This window comes from Nocardia sp. Tas62D01 (genome assembly GCF_055232035.1).
This window is the reverse complement of sequence record NZ_JBUYUZ010000001.1, coordinates 223,554-241,085: the sequence shown is the minus strand read 5'-3', so window position 1 is coordinate 241,085 and position 17,532 is coordinate 223,554. Positions and strand designations below refer to the sequence as shown.

Sequence of the window (17,532 nt, the reverse complement as noted above, 5' to 3'; positions counted from 1 at the left end):
TTGGGGTCAGGGGCGTTTGCGGGCGAGGAAGACGCGCTGGCCGAGCGCGGCAAGTGGATGGTCCGCGTCGGGCAGCACCAGGTGCGGTTGCAGACCGGCGAGGGTGAGCTGGTCGAGCCATTGATGCTCGCGCAGGAAGATTCGATCGGTTCCGGCGCGGATATCGGTGCTGCCGGGCGGGGTGCCGCCTGGTTTCGGCGACATCAGGAAATGCATCGAGGTGAGTAATTGGCCGTGCTCGCGGCAGGATTCGACGAAGATCAGGAAACCGTCCGGTGCCAGGAGTTCGCGCAGTTCGTGCAGCGTCCGGCCGCAGTGTTTGGCGTTGTGTAGGACGTTCGCGGCCAGCACGATGTCACACGTGGGCTGGCGTGGCAGGTCGGCATTGAGATCGACGATGCCGTAGCGCATCCAGGGGTAGGCGGCGAATTGTGTGCGTGCGGTGTCGAGGAAGAATTTCGACAGGTCGGTGAAGTGGTAGTCGACCCGCGAATCGCTGAGCGCCGCGACAATATCGGAGGTGGTTCCGCCGACTCCCGCACCAAGTTCCAGGATTCGGACCGGTGCGCGGTCGGTTTCGAGTGCGCGCACGGCCCAGGTGATGATCTCGCGGGTCGCGGCGTTCAAGTAGTGGTTGATCGGGTTGGTCCGGTAGGCTGCTTCGGCGGTGCGGAAGTCGCCGTCGGGAAACAGGAGTTCCTGCGCGAGTACGCGATCGCGCAGTAGCTCGGGTAGCGCTTGGTTGGCGCGTTCGAAGAATTGCGCGAGTTCGGGTGCGAAGCCGAGGTCGGCGCAGACTTCGCGCAGCTCGGCGCGAGCCGGGATGTGCTGCTCCCGCGGTGCTCCGTAGCCGCCTGCCGGTTGCCGGGACAGCCATCGGCGCGCGGTCAGTTCGGCGAGCCATCGGCGCAGCAGCCAGCGATGCCGCGGCGCGACCCGCAGGTGGGCGGCGATCTCGTCTTCGTCGCGCACCGCATTGTCGGGCAGTGCTTCTCCCAGCACGCGAGTCATGGCGCGCAGTCCGAAGGTGTCGAGGTCGTCGACGGCCGAAATGTAGTGCTGTGGGTCGGATGTGCTGCTCGATAGGGGAGTTGCGGCGTCGGCGGCACGGCGGGCGTTATCGGCGAGTTCGGTGATCATCGTGGCTCGCCGTCGGGTCGGGCGCCGGCGGGTGGGATGTTGTGGTTGCAGCGGAAGACGTTGTTCGGATCGTATTCGGCTTTGACGCGCTGTAGCCGTTGGTAGGCGTGGGGGTGGAAGGAACTGCGGACCCGCGCGGGTGAACTGGTTCCGTCGAGGATGCCGAGGTACGGGCCGCCGGCTGAACAGCTTTGGACGGTTTCGATGATGTCGGCGATCCAGCGTTGTGATGCCGCCAGCTGCCGACCGCCCGGTGCTCCGGAGAAGACGACGAGGTGATAGTTCGCGTCGTGGAAGCTGAATGCCGTTGTCTCGTTGGATGTCCGGCGGATCGCCCCGCCTAGCTGGTGAATCGAGATGAGGGTGTGCGGTGTGGGCATCCGGGCGCCGAGGTCGATGACCGAGTCGATGGTGGGGTCGTCGAGTGCGCGCAGCCATTCGGTTCCGGTCGCTGTGCCGTGTCCTTCGGTGAAGGCTTGCTCGGTATTGCTCTGCAGCTCTGGATAACTCAGCGGCCGCATCAGATCGAGCTCCGGTTCGCCGATCCGCCGCAATGGCCGCAGCGCCGCGCGGGCGTCGGCGGCCGAGCCGAGGTAGGAGGCGGTGATCGCCGCCATCGGTGGTCCCTTGGGTGAGGTGGGCGGCCAGTTGATCAGGGTGGCCCGCAGCGACAGCTCGGCCGGTGCGGTGGCGCACAATTCGCGGAAGGCGGTGAGCACCGCGCGCGCCTTGTCGTATCGGTACAGCAGGGTCCCCGCGTAGACGGTACTGATCGGATGGAGTTGAAGTTCCAGGCTGGTGACGATGCCGAAGTTACCGCCACCGCCACGCAAAGCCCACAGCAGGTCCGGATGGTGGTCGGCGTCCGCGCGCACCTGTCGGCCATCGGCAAGCACGATATCCGCCGCAAGGACATTGTCGCAGGTGAAGCCCAATGCCCTTTGCAGCCAACCGGTTCCCCCCGACATTGCGGTGCCGATCACCCCGACCGTCGAGACGTCCGCGCCGGTGACCGCCAACTCGTGCGCCTGAGCGGCGCGATCGAATTCGGTCCAGGTCACCCCGGGCGCGACGGTGCCGCGACGGTTGATCGGATCGATGGTGACGGTCTTCAGCGGTGACAGGTCGAGCATTATCGAGCGCTCGACCTCGGCGTGGTCGGCGACATCGTGTCCGCCCGCGCGCATCGATACGGGCAGGCCGCGGCGGCGCGCGAAGTCCACGGCCGCACGGATATCCGCGGTGTCGGCGCAGCGCACGATCACCGCGGGGCGGTGGTCGACGGCGGTGTTCCAGGTGTGGCGGGACGAGTCGTAGCCAGTGTCGGTCGGGAGCAGCACCGCACCGTGACAGGCGCTGCGCAGGTCGTCGAGTTGGTCGAGGAATGGTGTTGTCGTCATCGGACGGTTGGCTCCTGTGCTACCGCGATATCGAGTGCGGCCGCTGTAGGGAGTTCGCTCTCTAGATAATCGGTGAGGATCTCCGGCAGTCGCCGCTGCACGAATGTGGTGTTGGGATCGTTGCAACCGACAGTTGAGTCGTTGTGGTGCAAGGCATCTCGATCGTGATAGTGCTGCGGCGGACCGGCGGCGAGCAGTCGGCCGTCGGCGGAGTCGAGCAGCACCGCCCACGTGGGCGGGATGGCTGCGGCGAGTTCGGCGGGGCGGATGGCGTCGGGGGCGTGCGGATCCAGCAGTGCGTTCGGAATACCGGTGACGAGTGTGGGTTTGCTCGTCAGGTCGGCGGCGCGGAGCCGGTCGGCGGGTAGCGCGGACCATTCGACGGTGCGAACTGGTTCCGGTGCGGGGGCGTCGACGGTGTAGACGATGTCGTAGCGGTATCGGGTGAGTTCGGTGTCAGCGTGGAACGGCTTGGCGTAGCAGGTGGTTCGGATATCGCGGTGATGGTGATCGGCGATGCGGGCGAATAGCCGCGGATCGCAGAGCAATTCCTCATCTGCGGAAAGCCGACCGGCGATACGCGCGGACAGTTGCGGATCGGCCAACTCGGGGTTGCGTGCCATTTCGAGCCAGCGCGCGAAACTCGGGGCGTTGGCGAGATTGCGGATATCGCCGACGACCACCGTCCCGCCCGCGGCGACGAGATCGAGGGCGTCGTCGAGCACTGCCGTCAAATACTGTTGGTTGGGGAAGCACTGGGTGACGCTGTTGAGCACCACACAATCCGGTGCCGCCGTATCGTCACCGGTCGCCTCGCGTAGCGCCGCGGTGACCGATGCCGAGGTGAGTTCGTGCGCGGCCCCTTGCAGCACCCGCACACCTGGTAATGCTTGGGCGCGTAGCCGCTGCACGGCGGGTTCGGCGACATCGATGCCGAGGTAGGCGCGGGTGCTGCGGTGTACGCGGTGGGCGAGGAGACCGCTGCCGCAACCCAATTCGAGTACCACGCGTGGTTTGGCGCGCAGGATGAGTCCGACCGCGTGCGCCACCCACTCGATCATGTGGTCGAGCGGAAAGGGCTTACCGGTATCGGAGGCGCGCCAGCCGGACAGGTCGAGATCGTCGCCGTGCCGTCCCTCGGCGGTGGAGTACACATACTCGTATACGTGCCGCCAGTGCTCCAGATGTTCGGTGAGCAATGGTCCGGGACCCGGTCGGACGGCCACCGCGGAGGCGGCCGGGCTCACCAGGATCGCGCTTCTGCCTTCGTCCCACCAGGCCGCGTCGACCCACGGGTGGCCGACCAGGATCGACACCGCCTGCTCGGTCACAGCTGCGCTGCGACCGGCCGGTGCTGTGCCTGTGGCCCGCTCGCTGCGCTCGGTCACGATTTCTGCTCCCGAGTATCCGAAGGGGTCGACCCCGATGTCGGCGTCGTCAATTCGGCTGCTCCGAACATGCGGTAGGCGCGTTCGGGGTCATTGGCGGCATGTGCGCGTCCGGCGTGTGCATCGCGCCAGAATCTCTGGATGGCGGTGCCGGCTCGCAGTGCGCGGCCGCCGGAATTCTCGAAGAGCCGGTCCACGGCGAAGATCGCCCTTTCGGTGCCGCGGACCTGGTCGCGGCGCACCCGCAGCCGGTCGATCGCGGTGATCGGCTCGCCGGTTGCGGCGCGGTCGTAGAGGGTGGCGATGTTGTGGGTCAATTGCAGCCATGCGGCGTCGATCTCGCTGGCGGCCTCGGCGATGCGCACCAGCGTGGCCGGATCGTCCTGGAAGGGCGTTCCGGTGAAGCCGCTGTCCTTGGTCGCATCACCGGGCAGCGCCACCCGCACCCGGCCGCGCTGGTGTTCGATGTGCGCCGCGTATGCCCCGCGCGCCATCCCGATGATCGGTGCGGTGATCGCGCTGGTGTGGATCGAGCCGAACGGAATCCGGTACAGCGGACTGTCATTGACGGCATGGCCGGGAGCCACACAGGTGGCCACCGCACTCGAACTCAAGACGCGGTGCGCGGGCACGAACGCGTCCTCGACAATGAGGTCATTGCTTCCGGTGCCGCGCAGACCGATAGCGTCCCAGACATCCTCGATCACGTAATCACCGAGCGGCACCAGGACCGTGCAGGTATCGACCGCCGTACCGTCCTCGACGATGCGCGCGCCCAGCAGTGCCCACGTCGCGTGATCGCAGCCCGAGGCGAAACCCCAACGGCCACTGAGCCGATAACCGCCTTCGACCGGAACTGCCGTGCATGTCAGGGCATACGACGAACAGATGCGAGTGGCGGTACTTTCACCCCACACCTCGTCCTGCGCGCGGACATCGAAAAGTGCCACATTCCACGGCGGTACGCCGAGAACGGACGCTACCCAGCCGGTGGAGCCGCAGGCGCTGGCGAGCCGTGCCACCGCGGTGTAGAAGGTGACCGGATCGGTTTCGTGGCCGCCGTAGCGCCTCGGTTGCAGCAGTGTGAAGAAGCCCGATTCCTGTAGCCCCACAATGGATGTCGCGGGAATACGGCGGGCGTCCTCGGTCGCCGCGGCGCGTTCGCGCAGCGCGGGCGCCAGGTCTTCGATGGCGGCGAGCACCGCCTCGGCACCCAGGCTGTGGATGCCATTGTGCACAGTCATCGTTCCTGCCTTTCCTTGACGAATCGCAGCAGTCCGGTCTCGCTGTCGGCGCAGGTGAGTCGAAGGCCTGCGACGTCGGCTTCCTTGGCGAGCCGATCCGGGTCGGCGGGCCAGACGAGGTGTTCGGCGACGGTCTCCTGCAGCAGGAGCTGGTCGCGGTAGACGCGGTAGGTCATGCGCCAGAGCAGGGATTCGGCGTCGACGACCTGCGCCGCACTCCAGCCCTCGTAGCGCAGCTCACCGGCGTGGGTGCGGGTGTAGCGGCGCTCGGACACCTCGGCCACGCGCCCGGGCCGCTGCACCTCCACCACCGCGCTGGCCCCGGGTGCGAGGGCGGCGGCGATCGTCGACCACACCTTCGGTCGCGCGGTGGCGTCGAAATGCCCGATCACGCCGAGGGCGATGATGGCCGCGCATTTGTTCGGCAGTCCGGTGTCGAGAAGACCCTGCGGCAGCACCGTGATCCGCTCGCGCAGGTCCTTGCGTGCGGCCAGCCGCGACATCAGCACCGCACGCATCGCGGATGCCGGTTCGACTGCGACGAGTTTCGCCTCGGGCAGTGCGTCGGCGATCATGACGGTGGACAGTCCGGTGCCCGCGCCGATATCGACGATCGGCCCGAGCACGGTGTCGACATCGTCCAGTAGTGCGGTGAGCACCGGTTCGACTTGTGCTACATAGGGTGTCGCCATCAGATCGTAGAACTCCGCGGCCGCCGCGTAGGAGTCGTGACCCGGGTCAGTCATGACGCTCCCCAACCTTCGCCCCTGCGCGTTCCAATGCCTCGGATACCAGCCGCGCGACGGTGTCGACGGCGGGTTCGTGCAGCAGCGAATAGTGGTGCGCCGCAACCATATGCGTGGTGATCGTGCCGTCGGTATAGGCCCGCCAGCCCAGGTCCGGCAGATCCCGGCAATCGTCGACGCCCATCCCGACTCCGGAATTGCGTGGCGCGGGCAGATCCGCCCGCACGATGAGCGTTTCGAGTCCGCCGTCGTCGAGGAATCCGGTGCTGTGCGCGCCGAGCGCGCGCAGGTGCCGCTCGAAGGTCGTCTCGCGCAATTGCTGGGTCGAGGGATCGCGTCCCACGAGACCGGCCGCGTCCAAGCGCCGTGCGATCGCCTCGCGCTGTTCCTGCTCGGGCAATTCTGTATCGAGCGAGGCCGATTCGAGGTCGATGTCCAGGAACGCCTCTAGCGACCCGAGATACCGCGACCAGAATTCGCCGCCGTTGGTGTGCCGGATGCGGTCGGCGATATTGGCGTCGATCAAGGCCAGCACGGCGACGGTCTCGCCGGACTCCCGCAGGCGCCGTGCGACTTCGTGCGCGACGATCCCGCCCATCGACCAGCCGCCGAGGTGGTAGGGCCCAGTGGGTTGCTGGGCGCGCAGCACGCCTTCGTAGATCCGGGCCAGCTCCGCGACGCTATCGGGTCCCGGCGCACCGGCCAGCGCCGGATCCTGGATGCCGATGACGGGCCGATCGGTGCTGAGCTTGCGCGCCAATTCGGCGTAGCACAGCACATCACCGCCGGTGGGATGTAGCAGGAACAGCGGTTTCCCGGTGCCGTCGCGCAGCGTGACCGCGCAATCGTCATACCTTGCGGCGGCCTGCTGCACCTCGGTCGCTCCGGCGGTCGCCGTGAGCGTGGGATCGGCCAGGAAGGCTCGGGGTGTGACGACCAGTCCGAGTTCACTGCGCAGCCGGTTCAGCATCCGGATGGCCAGCACCGAATCGCCGCCGATGGCAAAGAAGTCCGTGGCCCGATCGAATCGGGCGTCGTCGGGCTCGATCTCGAGCATGCGTGCCCACAGCGCCGCGACAGCGCGTTCGGCGTCGGTGCCGAGCGGACCGCTGGCGGCGGCCCGTCCGGTCGTCGCGACGGCGGTGGCGCTGCGTTCGGCGGTGGGCAATTCGACGGTGGCGGTCCAGGTTTCGGGCTGTTCGATGAGCGCGTCGACCTGGGTGCGAATATCGGCGAACAATGCGTCGAGCACGCCGGGGGAGAACAATTCGGCGACGGCGTCCAGGTTCACCACGACCGAGTCGTCCCAATCCCATTGGAAGACTTGCATATCCAAGGCCACCTGAGGGGTGCGTACGCGTTGGTAGAACTCCCTGACCCGTACGGTCTCCGGTGTGCCGCCGGGCGGATGCAGTCCGAGGGTGCTGTGGAAGACGACCGGTGCCTGCGGTGCGGTATCGCGGCGGCGGCGGCCCAGCTCGCGCACGATCTCCACACCGCTGACCTGTCCGTGGTCGAGCATCCGCGCGGTGGCGTCCTGCATGCGCCGGGCCGCGTCGATGAACGGCGCCGATGCGGGCAGGTCGACATCGAGCAGGACCGTCCCAGCGTACGGGCCGATGGCGTGATCGAGATCCGCTGGCAGGTGCAGGCGGTTGAGGTAGAGCACGTTGAGCAGGAATCGACGGTGCCCGGCCAGCCGGGCCAATGCGATCGTGTAGCAGGTGGCGAAGGCGCTGGTGGGTGTGATGCCGTACTCGGTGCAGCGGGTACGCAGGGTCGCCATCTGCGTGCCCGACACCCGCAGCTCGCGCCGGACCAACGTGTCCGGACGGACCTGATCGAACGGTGCCGCCAGGGGAAGGGCCGGCGCGGTTGGCAATTCGTCGAGCCGGTCCCACCACCAATCGCGTTGGGCCTGCCATTCCGGTTCTTGCCGTTGCCGATTGATGGTTTCGACGTAATCGCCGAAGTGCGCGGTCAGCGGCGGCAGCACCGTATTCGGCTCGTCCAGATAGGTGAACAGTTCGGTGAACATCAGCTGCACCGACCAGCCGTCGGCGACCAGCAGGCTGCACACGATATGCAGGCTGAGCTCATCGCCGGGCAGCCGGATCGCGGTGATCCGGAACGGCCACGGATCCATCGCTGGTCCACTGCGCTGCATTTCGGCGCGGGTCTCGGCGAGCAGCGCGTCGATTTCGCCGACATCTGTGCCGCGCCGATCCAGCGCGGTGATCGGCAGGACGGCCAGGCGCGGATCCACTTCGTCGAGCACCTGCTGGGTGCCCTCGGGCAGGAATATCGCGCGCAGCATCGGCTGTCGGCGGATCTGGCTGCGGACCGCGGATTCGACCTCGGCCGGGTCGATGCCCGACAGCCGGAAGTCGACATAGTTGTGGGCCGAATCGTAGCTGAGCGCCCAACCATGCTGCTGCCCAACCCAATATGCCTGCTGCAATGGTGTCAGCGGGAACGGGGCGGTGGGGTCGGACTGGTACACCAATTCGACGCTCGCCGAGGCCGGGGTATCGGCTCGGCGTTCGGTGATGAAGGCCACCAACTGGTGGAAGGTCAGATCGCCGACGAGATCGACCACCGGGACCGCGACGCCGAGCCGCCCGCGCACCATGGTGGCCATCCGCACCGCGAGCACCGAATCGCCGCCGAGTCCGACGAAGGTGGAATCCGCACGGACAGTGTCGGTTTCGAGGCCGAGCACCTGGGTCCAGATCACCTCGATGGCGGCCGCCACATCCGCGCCCGGACTCGTCAGCCGTGGCCCGCCTGTGGCGGCGGTCCAGGTGCTCGGATCCGCGACGAGCAGACGCAGCCAGGCCAGATAGGCGGCGAAAGCGGTATCGGCGGCGTCCGGATCGAGCACGGTCTCCAGGACGTCCCACTGCAATTGCAGTGCACCCGCGTGCACGAACACCTGGTGATCGAGCCAGACCTGCGGCGTCTGGCTGACGCCGTGCACCATCCGCCCGGCCCATTCCAGATCCGGATCCGCGCCCACCAACTCGGCGACATCGAGAGCGCTGGTGAAGACCACCGGAAGCAGTTGCCGCTCACCGGATCGGGTGGACAGTTCGGCGAGCAGTTCGAGCGCGGAATAGTCACGGTGATCGATATCGTCGAACAGCTGCTGCTGGGTGCGTCTCACCCGGTCGGCGAACGATTCGGCACCGGTGCGATCGACCTCGTGCGCGAGCAGCGTGGTGAAATCACCGATCGCGTCCCCGATTCCGGGCAGCGCGAACGGCCGGTCGATCAGCGTCAGCATGACCGCGAACCGCTCGTCGCCGGACCAGGCAGCGAGCACATCGGCGTAGGCGGTGAGCAGAACCGCCGACGGTGTCACGCCGTGCTCGGCGGAAATCCGGCGCAGCGAGGTCCATTCGGTGGCGTCGAGTTGTCCGGCGCGGCGGGCGAACCAGGGTCGGGTCTGGGTGCGGGTGCGGGTCGGGAGTGCGGGCGGTCCCGGGATCAGGTCCATGCGCTGCTGCCAGTAATCCACCGCGCGGCGGTGCGCGGGTGTGTCGAGGCGGGTCGCGGTGTGGGCGACGTAATCGGCGAATCGGGTCCGCACCGGCGGCAGGGGGGTTGCGGGGTCGTCGTAGAAGTGCCGCAGATCGCGATCCAGGACCAGGAAGCTGCCCGCATCGCAGATCAGGGCATCGATTCCCAGGAACACCCGGGTCGTGGTGTCGTCGACGGTGGCTGCGCGCACGTCGAACAGCGGCCAGCGATCCGGGCGGTGCACCCGGTGCGATAGCTGCCTGCGCAGGTCAGCGAGGGTGTCCTCGCGTTCGGCAGCGGGCAGGTCGGTGAGGTCGTGGCGGCGGATCCGGTAGTCGGGGACCGTGTCGAGCACCCGGTTGCGACCGTCTTCGGTGATGACCGCGCGCAACATGTCGTGGCGGGCGATCAGCCGATGCCAGGCCTGCTGGTAGCGGTCGAGATCGAGGTCGGTGCAGTCGTATTCGAGATAGATGTGACAGGACACGTCGCTGAGGCCGAAGGCGCCCGACCGGCCGACCCAGTAGGCATGCTGGACCCGAGTGAGCGGAAACGGTTCGACGGCAGTGTCTGCAGCGGCGGGCGGGTTGGGTGCCACCGGTTCCGTCAGGGGGGCCCGTCGCGACGATAGGAGTTTCGCGAAGGTGGCCACGGTCGGCTGCGCCAGTAGTTCGCGCAGTCGGATGTCGGCCTGCTCTTGGTCGTTGAGCTGTTCGAGCATGCGGGTCGCCAGCATCGAGGTCCCGCCGAGGGCGAAGAAGTCGGCGTCGGCGGCGGGCACCGGGGTACCGAGAAGTTCGCCCCACAATGCCGCGACAAGCTGCTCGTCGACCGTGGAGAAATCTGCCGGGGCATCTCGATGGAGCCGAGGCGCACCAGATCGTGCCTCATCACCGAGGTGAATGCCATTGTCTGCCACGGGAACCCGAACTCTGCCGGGGTTGCTGTTGTGGTGTCTAGGAATTAGGCCCGGACCCTCGGCCGGTATGTCGGTGCTTTGAGTCAGGGCAGCGGAATGTCCGTGGCCTGTGGCAAAACTCGCTACCGCACCGGACTGTTCGGGCGGGTCGATCCACACTCTGCGTCGCTGGAACGGGAATCCGGGCAGACGCACACGCCGCCGACGGCCGTGCAGCGCCTCGGGGCGCAGATCAGCTCCGGCGCACCACAATTGGCCGACCGCGGCCAAGAGCGCGGCCCGGTCAGGTGATGTCGTCTCGGTCGCTTCGTCGGCACCGGGCAGCGTGCTCAATGCTGCGACCAATCCGGCCGCAGCATTGCGCCGCGCCAACGACGCCAACGCACCGCCGGGACCGACCTGGACGATCACGGTCGGTTGCGCACCAGCGGCAGCCCGGACGGCCGCAGCGAAACGCACCGGTTCACGCAGGTGCCGCGCCCAGTGCTCCACGTCGACGGTGCGCGTCGCCTGCCCGGTGAGCGTGCTGTAAAGCGGCATCGCGGCAGGCACCGTCGGCACCGTCGCCGCCGCCTCGCGTACCGCCGCGACCGCCCCCGCCACGGCGGGGGAGTGCAGTGCGGCATCGATCCGGAGCTGGGCGGACCGGATCCCACTGCGGTCGAGCACGGTGGTGAGATCGCCCAGGGCGGCAGCGGGACCGGAGACCACACATGCGTCGGGCGCGTTGATCGCGGCAATGGTGAGGTCCGGATGATCGGCGAGCAGGTCGGTGAGCTCCGTTTCGCTGAGCTCCACCGCGAGCATCCCGCCCGGCGCGGCCCCGGCCAGCGCGAGGGAACGCACCGCGACCAGCCGGGCCGCATCGGCGAGATCCATCATCCCGGCCACGACCGCGGCCGCGTATTCGCCGAGGCTGTGCCCGAGCACGCCGTCCGGCGCGATGCCGAACTCGCGCAACGTCATCGCGGTCGCCAGTGATACTGCGAACAACGCGGGCTGGCCATAACGCACGTCATCTACGGCACTCTGGGGTGCCCGCCCGCTGACGATGTCACGGATATCGAAGTCGAGCAGCGGGAGCAGCGCCTGCGCGCATGTGTCGATCGTGTCGGCGAATACCGGTTCGTCGCGGTAGAGCCCCGAACCCATGCCCGAAAACTGCGCCCCCGCACCAGGAAACGCAAAGACGATATACGGCCGCTGCGCCGCTGGCCGTCGCGAGGCGACCTGCTGCGGCACCGGACCGTGCTCCGACAGAACCGCCGCCGATCGCCATCCGCCGCCGGTGTGGCGGCCGTGCAGCAGGGTGTAGGCGTAGTCGGCGCGACTGTCCGCCTCGATATGCGCTGCGGCGAGGTCGAGTTGGGCACGGCAGCTCTGTTCACTGTGCCCGGAGACCAGCAGCAGCTGGGTCCGCTCGTCCTGCTCCGAGTGCGGTCTGTCGGCGGGGGCCTGCTCCAGCACGATGTGACAGTTCGTGCCGCCGATCCCGAAGGAACTGACTCCGGCGATTCTGGTGCCGTGGCGCTGCGGCCAGTCCGTGGTGCGGTTGGCCACCTCGAAAAGGCCACGGTGGCGGGCGAGTTCGGGATGGGCCGGGTCGGCGTGCAGCGTCGCCGGTATCCGGCTGTGGTGCAGCGCCAGTGTGGTCTTGATCAGCGCGGCGATTCCCGCAGCCGTATTGGTGTGCCCGATATTGCTTTTCACCGAACCGATCGCGATCGGCTCCGGCGCGGTACGGTCACCGAATACCGCGGCCAGCGCGGCCAATTCGATCTGATCACCCAAAGCTGTCGCGGTGCCATGCGCCTCGATGAGATCGACCTCGTCGGGTTGGACATCGGCGGCGGCCAGCGCCTCCGCGACGACCCGAGCCTGTCCGGTCGCCGAGGGCGCGGTGAATCCCGCCTTCCCCGCACCGTCGTGGTTCACCGCGCTGCCGCGCAGCACCGCGTAGATCGGATCACCGTCGGCCACCGCGTCTTCCAGCCGCCGCAACAGCACGATGCCGACGCCTTGACTGTGCACCATGCCCGACGCCTCGGCCCCGAAGGTGCGGGTATGCCCGTCGGCGGCGAAAATGGCGTCCGGTACGTGCAGGTAGCCGCGGCCCTGCGGCACGATGAGCGAAACACCGCCCGCGAGTGCGCCGTCGCATTCACCGCTGGCCAGCGACTGGGCGGCGGTATGCACGGCGACCAGCGAGGTGGCGCAGGTGGCCTGCACCGCCATCGCCGGTCCGGTCAGATCCAGCCGGTAGGCGATCTGCTGCGGGAAGTAGTCGGTGATCGAGCCCATCGTCGCCTGCAGATACCCCAGCGGGTCACGGTCGGCGGCGCGTCGATAGTGAGCGAGGTTCTCCGCGAGGTAATCGCTGTGCGAGGCACCGGTGAAGACGCCGACCGCGCCGAGTCCCGCGCCACCGCCATGGCCGGCATCGCCGAGGGCGTCCCACGAGCATTCCAGCAGCAGGCGCAGCTGGGGGTCGAGCAGTTCGGCCTCACCGGCGGTGAAACCGAAGTGGTCCGGGTCGAAGCGATCCTGCTCATCGATGACGCCGCCGACCGGCACATAGTTGCGGTGCGCACGCAGTTCGGCCGACACGCCGCGCGCGGCCAGTTCGCCATCGCTGAACCGGCTCAAACCCTCCCGGCCCGACGCGAGCAGATCCCAGAAGGCCGCGAGGTCGGGAGCGCCCGGGAATCGGCAGGCCATGCCGACGATCGCGATGGCATCGAGGTCATTGCTGGTCATCAGGAGATCTCCAATTCCGAATGCACCGGGGTCTGTCCGCGCGCGATCGCCAGGACTGGGCAGGATTGATCGACGAGGTGCTGCAGTTCCCGGTAGCGTTGCGGCGCGCTCGGGCCGCTGACTCGCGCCCGCATCTGGATCGCGCCGACCTGCGGTGCCGTATCGATGCCGAATACCGGTCCCATATCCAGCTGGGCGCTGATATCGACGGCGAGTGAGTCGATGTCGATGCCGAGGCGGGCTGCGTGGAAGCGGTAGGTGACGATCTGGCAGGTGCCGAGGGCCGCGAGCGCCAGCCCGATCGGGTCCGGACCAGCATTGCCGCCGCCCGCCGCGACCGGCTCGTCGACTACCAGCGCATGCCCGTTGATCCGGACGCTCACCTCGGTGGCCGTGCCCGGTCGGTGCTCGGTGTGCGCGGTGAAGCGCTGCCTGCGGTCCGTCCGGCGACGCAGGGCGGTGTGGAGCTGTTGTACGACATCAGTGAGCGGCATGCGATGCCCGCCTCGCTTTCGATCGATGGGCCCGCCGTCGTCGGCCGCGTTCGGCGGCGTCGGTGAGATTCGGTGTGGCCCGGAGCGATTCGTCTCGGTGGCTGGCGTCCGATCCGTTGGTCTGCGCGACGATCCAAGCGGCGAGGCGTCGGACCGAACCGTGCCGGAACAGATCCGGCACGGTCAGCTCCGGTGCCAACCGCCGCAACCGGCGGTGCGCCCGGACCAGGGTCAAGGAGGTCGCGCCCAGGTCGTAGAAGGGTGTTGTCGCCGAGACTTCGGTGCCGAGGAGTTCGGTGAAGACCGCGGTGACCGCCTGTTCGATATCGGCGGGCACCACGGCCTCGCGGGCTGGCGAATCGTCGAAGACCAGTGTGAATTCGACAACGATGTCTGTGGCACTGGGTATTTCGGTGACCAGTAGACCGTGGGTGGCGGCCCCCGCACGCAGCTGACGCGTCCACTCGGTGGCCGCGGGGTGTGCCATCCCGTCGAGTTCATTCGGTTCCAGCCGCATCGTGAGCGTCAATCCGAGGCCGCGTGCTTGTTCGGCTGCCTCGACCAGCCATCCGGCATCCACTGCGCGCGGCAGATCATCCGCGCCGGTCCCGTCGGCTTCGAGGGACGCGATACCGTTGCGGCGGAACGGGTTCGGCAGGCGCGACGAATCGACCTTGCCGTTCGGCGTCAGCGGGATCGAGTCGACCGATATCCACCGCGACGGCACCATGTACTGCGGCAGTTGCCGGGCAGCGTAAGCTGCCAATTCGCTGGGGTCCGGAAGTGCAGCCCCGGCAACGAGATAGGCCACCAACCGCGGTCGGTCGTCTGCGCCGGGCAGCACCGCGGCGACGCAGCGGCGCACGCCGGGATGCCGAGTGACCACCGATTCGATCTCGCCGAGCTCGATCCGGTGGCCGCGAATCTTGACCTGGCGGTCCACGCGGCCGAGGAATTCGATCGCACCATCGGGACGCCAGCGGCCCAGATCGCCAGTGCGGTAAAGGCGTTCGCCGAGATGCTGATTACGCACAAATCTGCGCGCGGTCTGTTCCTCGTCGCCGACATAGCCGCGGGCCAGACCCGCGCCGCCGATATGCAGCTCACCGGGCACGCCGACCGGACACGGCCGACCGTCGTCATCCAGGATCAGGAAGAACTGATCGCGCAGCGCGCGACCATACGGAATGCTCGTCCACTCCGGCGCCACTCGCTCGATCGGGTGGTGGATCGACCAGATCGCGGCCTCGGTCGCGCCGCCGAGGCTGATCACCCGCAGATCGGGGACGAGCGCGCGCAGGCGGTCCGGCAAGGAGATCGGTATCCAGTCACCGGAGAGCAGCATCAGCCGCAGCGACTTCAGCTGGGCGGCCGCGGCGGGATCGGCCTCGGCGTACTCGACGAGCATCTCGGCCACGGCGGGCGCGGTATTCCACACCGTCACTCGATGTTCGGCGATCAGATCGCACCAGTGCCCGGGATCGCGCTGTCGGCCCGCCTCGGGCACGACGAGTGCGCCACCGACGCCGAGCACGCCGAACATGTCGTAGATCGAGAGGTCGAAACTCAAGGCCGACAATGCGAGCACTCGATCGTCCGGCCCGATGTGGAATCGGTTATTGATGTCGTCGATGGTTACTCGCGCGGCGCGGTGCTCGACCGCAACGCCTTTCGGCGTACCGGTCGAACCCGAGGTGAAGATGATGTAGGCCAGCTCGTCCGGTTCGGCGCGGTCCGGTTCGGCGGCCTCGGTACAGTCGGATCCGTCGATGAGATGTCCGATGACATTGTGCGGCAATTTGTTCCGGGTATCCGGCGTGACCAGCGCGTGGGTGATTTCGGCGCGCGCGCACACCGATGCGATGCGTGCCTGGGGCCACTCCGGCTCGATCGGTACGAAGGTCGCACCGGCCCAGAGTGCCGCGTACACAGCGACGATCTGTCCGGCCGACTTCGGCAGCACCACCGCCACCCGATCGCCGGAACCGACACCAGCGGTAGCCAAGCGGGCGGCTAGGCCCTGGGATTTCGCCAGCAGTTCGGCATGGGTCGTGGCACCCTTCGGACTCAAGATCGCCGGTGCGTCCGGTCGGGTCAGCGTGGCCCCCTGTTGGGGGTCCATGAGCAGCGGCTCCACGGTCGGCTCGGGCCCGGTCTCCATCGTCTCGAAGTAGGGATTCCACCCGAGATCCACGCTGTCCCAAGCACTGTCGTCATCGGCCAGCCTGCGCAGCAAGCGCACGTACGCCGCTAACATCTGCCCGACGAGCTCGCTCGGGAACACCTCCGTCACCGCATCCCAGGCGATACGCAACTCACCGGCCTCGTCCCAAACGATGTGGTCGAGCACCACTTGCGGGGTCTGCGAGACGCCGAACATCTCGGCCCCCAGCCAGCCCGCCGCCGCGCCGCGCGCCCCGCCGAGTCCGACACCGCTGGTGAACACGACCGGATAGCGCGGCGTGAGGTCACCGGCCTGGGTGCGCTGCACTTCCACGCCGCTATAGGAGCGATGCTCCAGATCGGCCCAGAACTGGGTGTTGACCCGTGCGGCGAAATCGGCGAAGCCCGGCCAGGAGCCCAGCTCGGCCGCGGGCAGTTCGACCAGGGCGGTGGTCGTGAAGTCGCCGACCACATCCAGCTGGTCGGCGGCATCGGGGCGATCGAAGAGCGTGGCGTTGAGACAGAACGGATCCGTCGCGCCCCAACGGGACAGCGTCAAACCGAACGCCGCGAGCAGCACGGCCGTCGGGCTCAGCCCGCGCGCCGCCGCCCGCGCCGTCAGCGCCGACCATTGCCGCGCATCGAGTTCGGCACCGTGGCGTTGGAATCTGGGTTTGCGGATCTGCTCCGGGGCCACGACATACGGCAGCTGGGGGCCGGGCGGAAGCGTCGCCGTCCGCGTCTGCCAGTATTCGCGGTCCTGTTCGCGGCGTTGGGCATCGGCCCGCTTGCGCTCGCGCAGCAACTGCAGAAACGAAGCCGCCGGGGCGAGCGTGGCGGTGGGGTCCGCAACGAGCTCGCCCCACTGACGCATCAGCAGATTCCAACTCGCCATATCCAGCACGATGATGTCGAACCCGACCAGCAGTCGCAGGTTCCCCTCGGGGAGCACGACGGCATGGATATCGAACAGCGGCCACACCGTGGTGTCCCGAACCTGATGCGACCGCTCCCGGCGCAACTCACCCAGCGTCGACTCGACATCCTCGGGGCGCGTGCACAGATCGGTCACCTCGATGCGATACCTCGGACCCGGTGGTTCGACGCGTTGGGTGCCGTCGTCGGTGATGGTCGCGCGCAGCATCTCATGGTGATCGACCAGTCGATTCCACGCGACTTCGAGTGCCTGCACCTCCGCGAGCGGATCCGCGGCGACGAATCGCGTCGCGTCGCGGTCGAATTCGAAGTAGTAGAAGGTGGCCACCCCGCCCAACGGCATATCGGCTTCCCGACCGACCCAGTACGAGGCCTGGATCGGTGTCAGCTCCTCCTCATCTGCCCGGTTCGGGAATGGGGCGACTTCAGCTGTGCCGCCCGATAATTCGGCCGCCGGCCCGGTGTCCGCCGCTGTAACACTTCGCTGTTCGACCTCTGCGGTCAACGATTCGAGGGTGGCGCCGACGAACAACTCCAGCGGAACCCGCACCCCGATCCGTTCCGCGAGCCGCAGGTGTAGTCGGACCGCCAGGAACGAGTCCATCCCCAGTTCCTGCAACCGTCGAGTCGAAACCAATTCCCGCGGTTGCACTTTGAGTACCGTGCCGACACACCGTCGGACTTCGTCTGCTGCTGCCACAATCTCCCCAGCCCTTGCTCGACAAACCCGACACAGCTACATTAACGGCAACGATTGTCGTTATCAATATGGTGACTGATGAATAGCTGTCGCCGTCGGCCGTACTGCGTATCTGCGGCGCGG

At 67.7% G+C, this 17,532-nt stretch carries 8 protein-coding genes; all 8 read right to left on the bottom strand.

The window, feature by feature from the left end:
- Positions 1 to 6: 6 nt before the first annotated feature.
- The 8 genes from ACV7NQ_RS01275 to ACV7NQ_RS01240 are packed head-to-tail and all read right to left on the bottom strand — an operon-like array spanning position 7 to position 17,409.
- Positions 7 to 1,140, bottom strand: coding sequence for a class I SAM-dependent methyltransferase (locus ACV7NQ_RS01275; protein ID WP_463357897.1), 1,134 nt, complete (start codon positions 1,138 to 1,140; stop codon positions 7 to 9).
- Entirely contained in the window at positions 1,137 to 2,540 is a 1,404-nt protein-coding gene (locus tag ACV7NQ_RS01270) for an FAD-binding oxidoreductase (protein ID WP_463357896.1), read from the bottom strand. Before ACV7NQ_RS01270 ends, ACV7NQ_RS01275 begins: the two co-directional genes overlap by 4 nt.
- Positions 2,537 to 3,928, bottom strand: coding sequence for a class I SAM-dependent methyltransferase (locus ACV7NQ_RS01265; RefSeq protein WP_463357895.1), 1,392 nt, complete (start codon positions 3,926 to 3,928; stop codon positions 2,537 to 2,539). Before ACV7NQ_RS01265 ends, ACV7NQ_RS01270 begins: the two co-directional genes overlap by 4 nt.
- Positions 3,925 to 5,172, bottom strand: coding sequence for a 3-hydroxy-9,10-secoandrosta-1,3,5(10)-triene-9,17-dione monooxygenase oxygenase subunit (gene hsaA / locus ACV7NQ_RS01260; protein ID WP_463357894.1), 1,248 nt, complete (start codon positions 5,170 to 5,172; stop codon positions 3,925 to 3,927). Before hsaA ends, ACV7NQ_RS01265 begins: the two co-directional genes overlap by 4 nt.
- Complete coding sequence (locus ACV7NQ_RS01255) at positions 5,169 to 5,918, bottom strand: class I SAM-dependent methyltransferase (protein WP_463357893.1); 750 nt, start codon at positions 5,916 to 5,918, stop codon at positions 5,169 to 5,171. The genes hsaA and ACV7NQ_RS01255 overlap by 4 nt, the downstream gene beginning before the upstream one ends.
- Positions 5,911 to 13,116, bottom strand: a complete 7,206-nt coding sequence (locus ACV7NQ_RS01250; protein WP_463357892.1) for a condensation domain-containing protein — start codon at positions 13,114 to 13,116, stop codon at positions 5,911 to 5,913. Before ACV7NQ_RS01250 ends, ACV7NQ_RS01255 begins: the two co-directional genes overlap by 8 nt.
- Positions 13,116 to 13,610, bottom strand: a complete 495-nt coding sequence (locus ACV7NQ_RS01245; protein WP_463357891.1) for an OsmC family protein — start codon at positions 13,608 to 13,610, stop codon at positions 13,116 to 13,118. The genes ACV7NQ_RS01250 and ACV7NQ_RS01245 overlap by 1 nt, the downstream gene beginning before the upstream one ends.
- The gene (locus tag ACV7NQ_RS01240) at positions 13,597 to 17,409 is read right to left on the bottom strand and encodes a non-ribosomal peptide synthetase (RefSeq protein ID WP_463357890.1); all 3,813 of its coding nucleotides are present in this window, start codon (positions 17,407 to 17,409) and stop codon (positions 13,597 to 13,599) included. Before ACV7NQ_RS01240 ends, ACV7NQ_RS01245 begins: the two co-directional genes overlap by 14 nt.
- Positions 17,410 to 17,532 lie beyond the last annotated feature (123 nt).

Excerpts from the sequence above, each read along its gene's own strand:
- ACV7NQ_RS01255 (WP_463357893.1), bottom strand. The coding sequence starts at position 5,918 with ATGACTGACCCGGGTCACGACTCCTACGCGGCGGCCGCGGAGTTCTAC.
- ACV7NQ_RS01245 (WP_463357891.1), bottom strand. The coding sequence starts at position 13,610 with ATGCCGCTCACTGATGTCGTACAACAGCTCCACACCGCCCTGCGTCGC.
- ACV7NQ_RS01270 (WP_463357896.1), bottom strand. The coding sequence starts at position 2,540 with ATGACGACAACACCATTCCTCGACCAACTCGACGACCTGCGCAGCGCC.
- ACV7NQ_RS01250 (WP_463357892.1), bottom strand. The coding sequence starts at position 13,116 with ATGACCAGCAATGACCTCGATGCCATCGCGATCGTCGGCATGGCCTGC.
- ACV7NQ_RS01275 (WP_463357897.1), bottom strand. The coding sequence starts at position 1,140 with ATGATCACCGAACTCGCCGATAACGCCCGCCGTGCCGCCGACGCCGCA.
- hsaA (WP_463357894.1), bottom strand. The coding sequence starts at position 5,172 with ATGACTGTGCACAATGGCATCCACAGCCTGGGTGCCGAGGCGGTGCTC.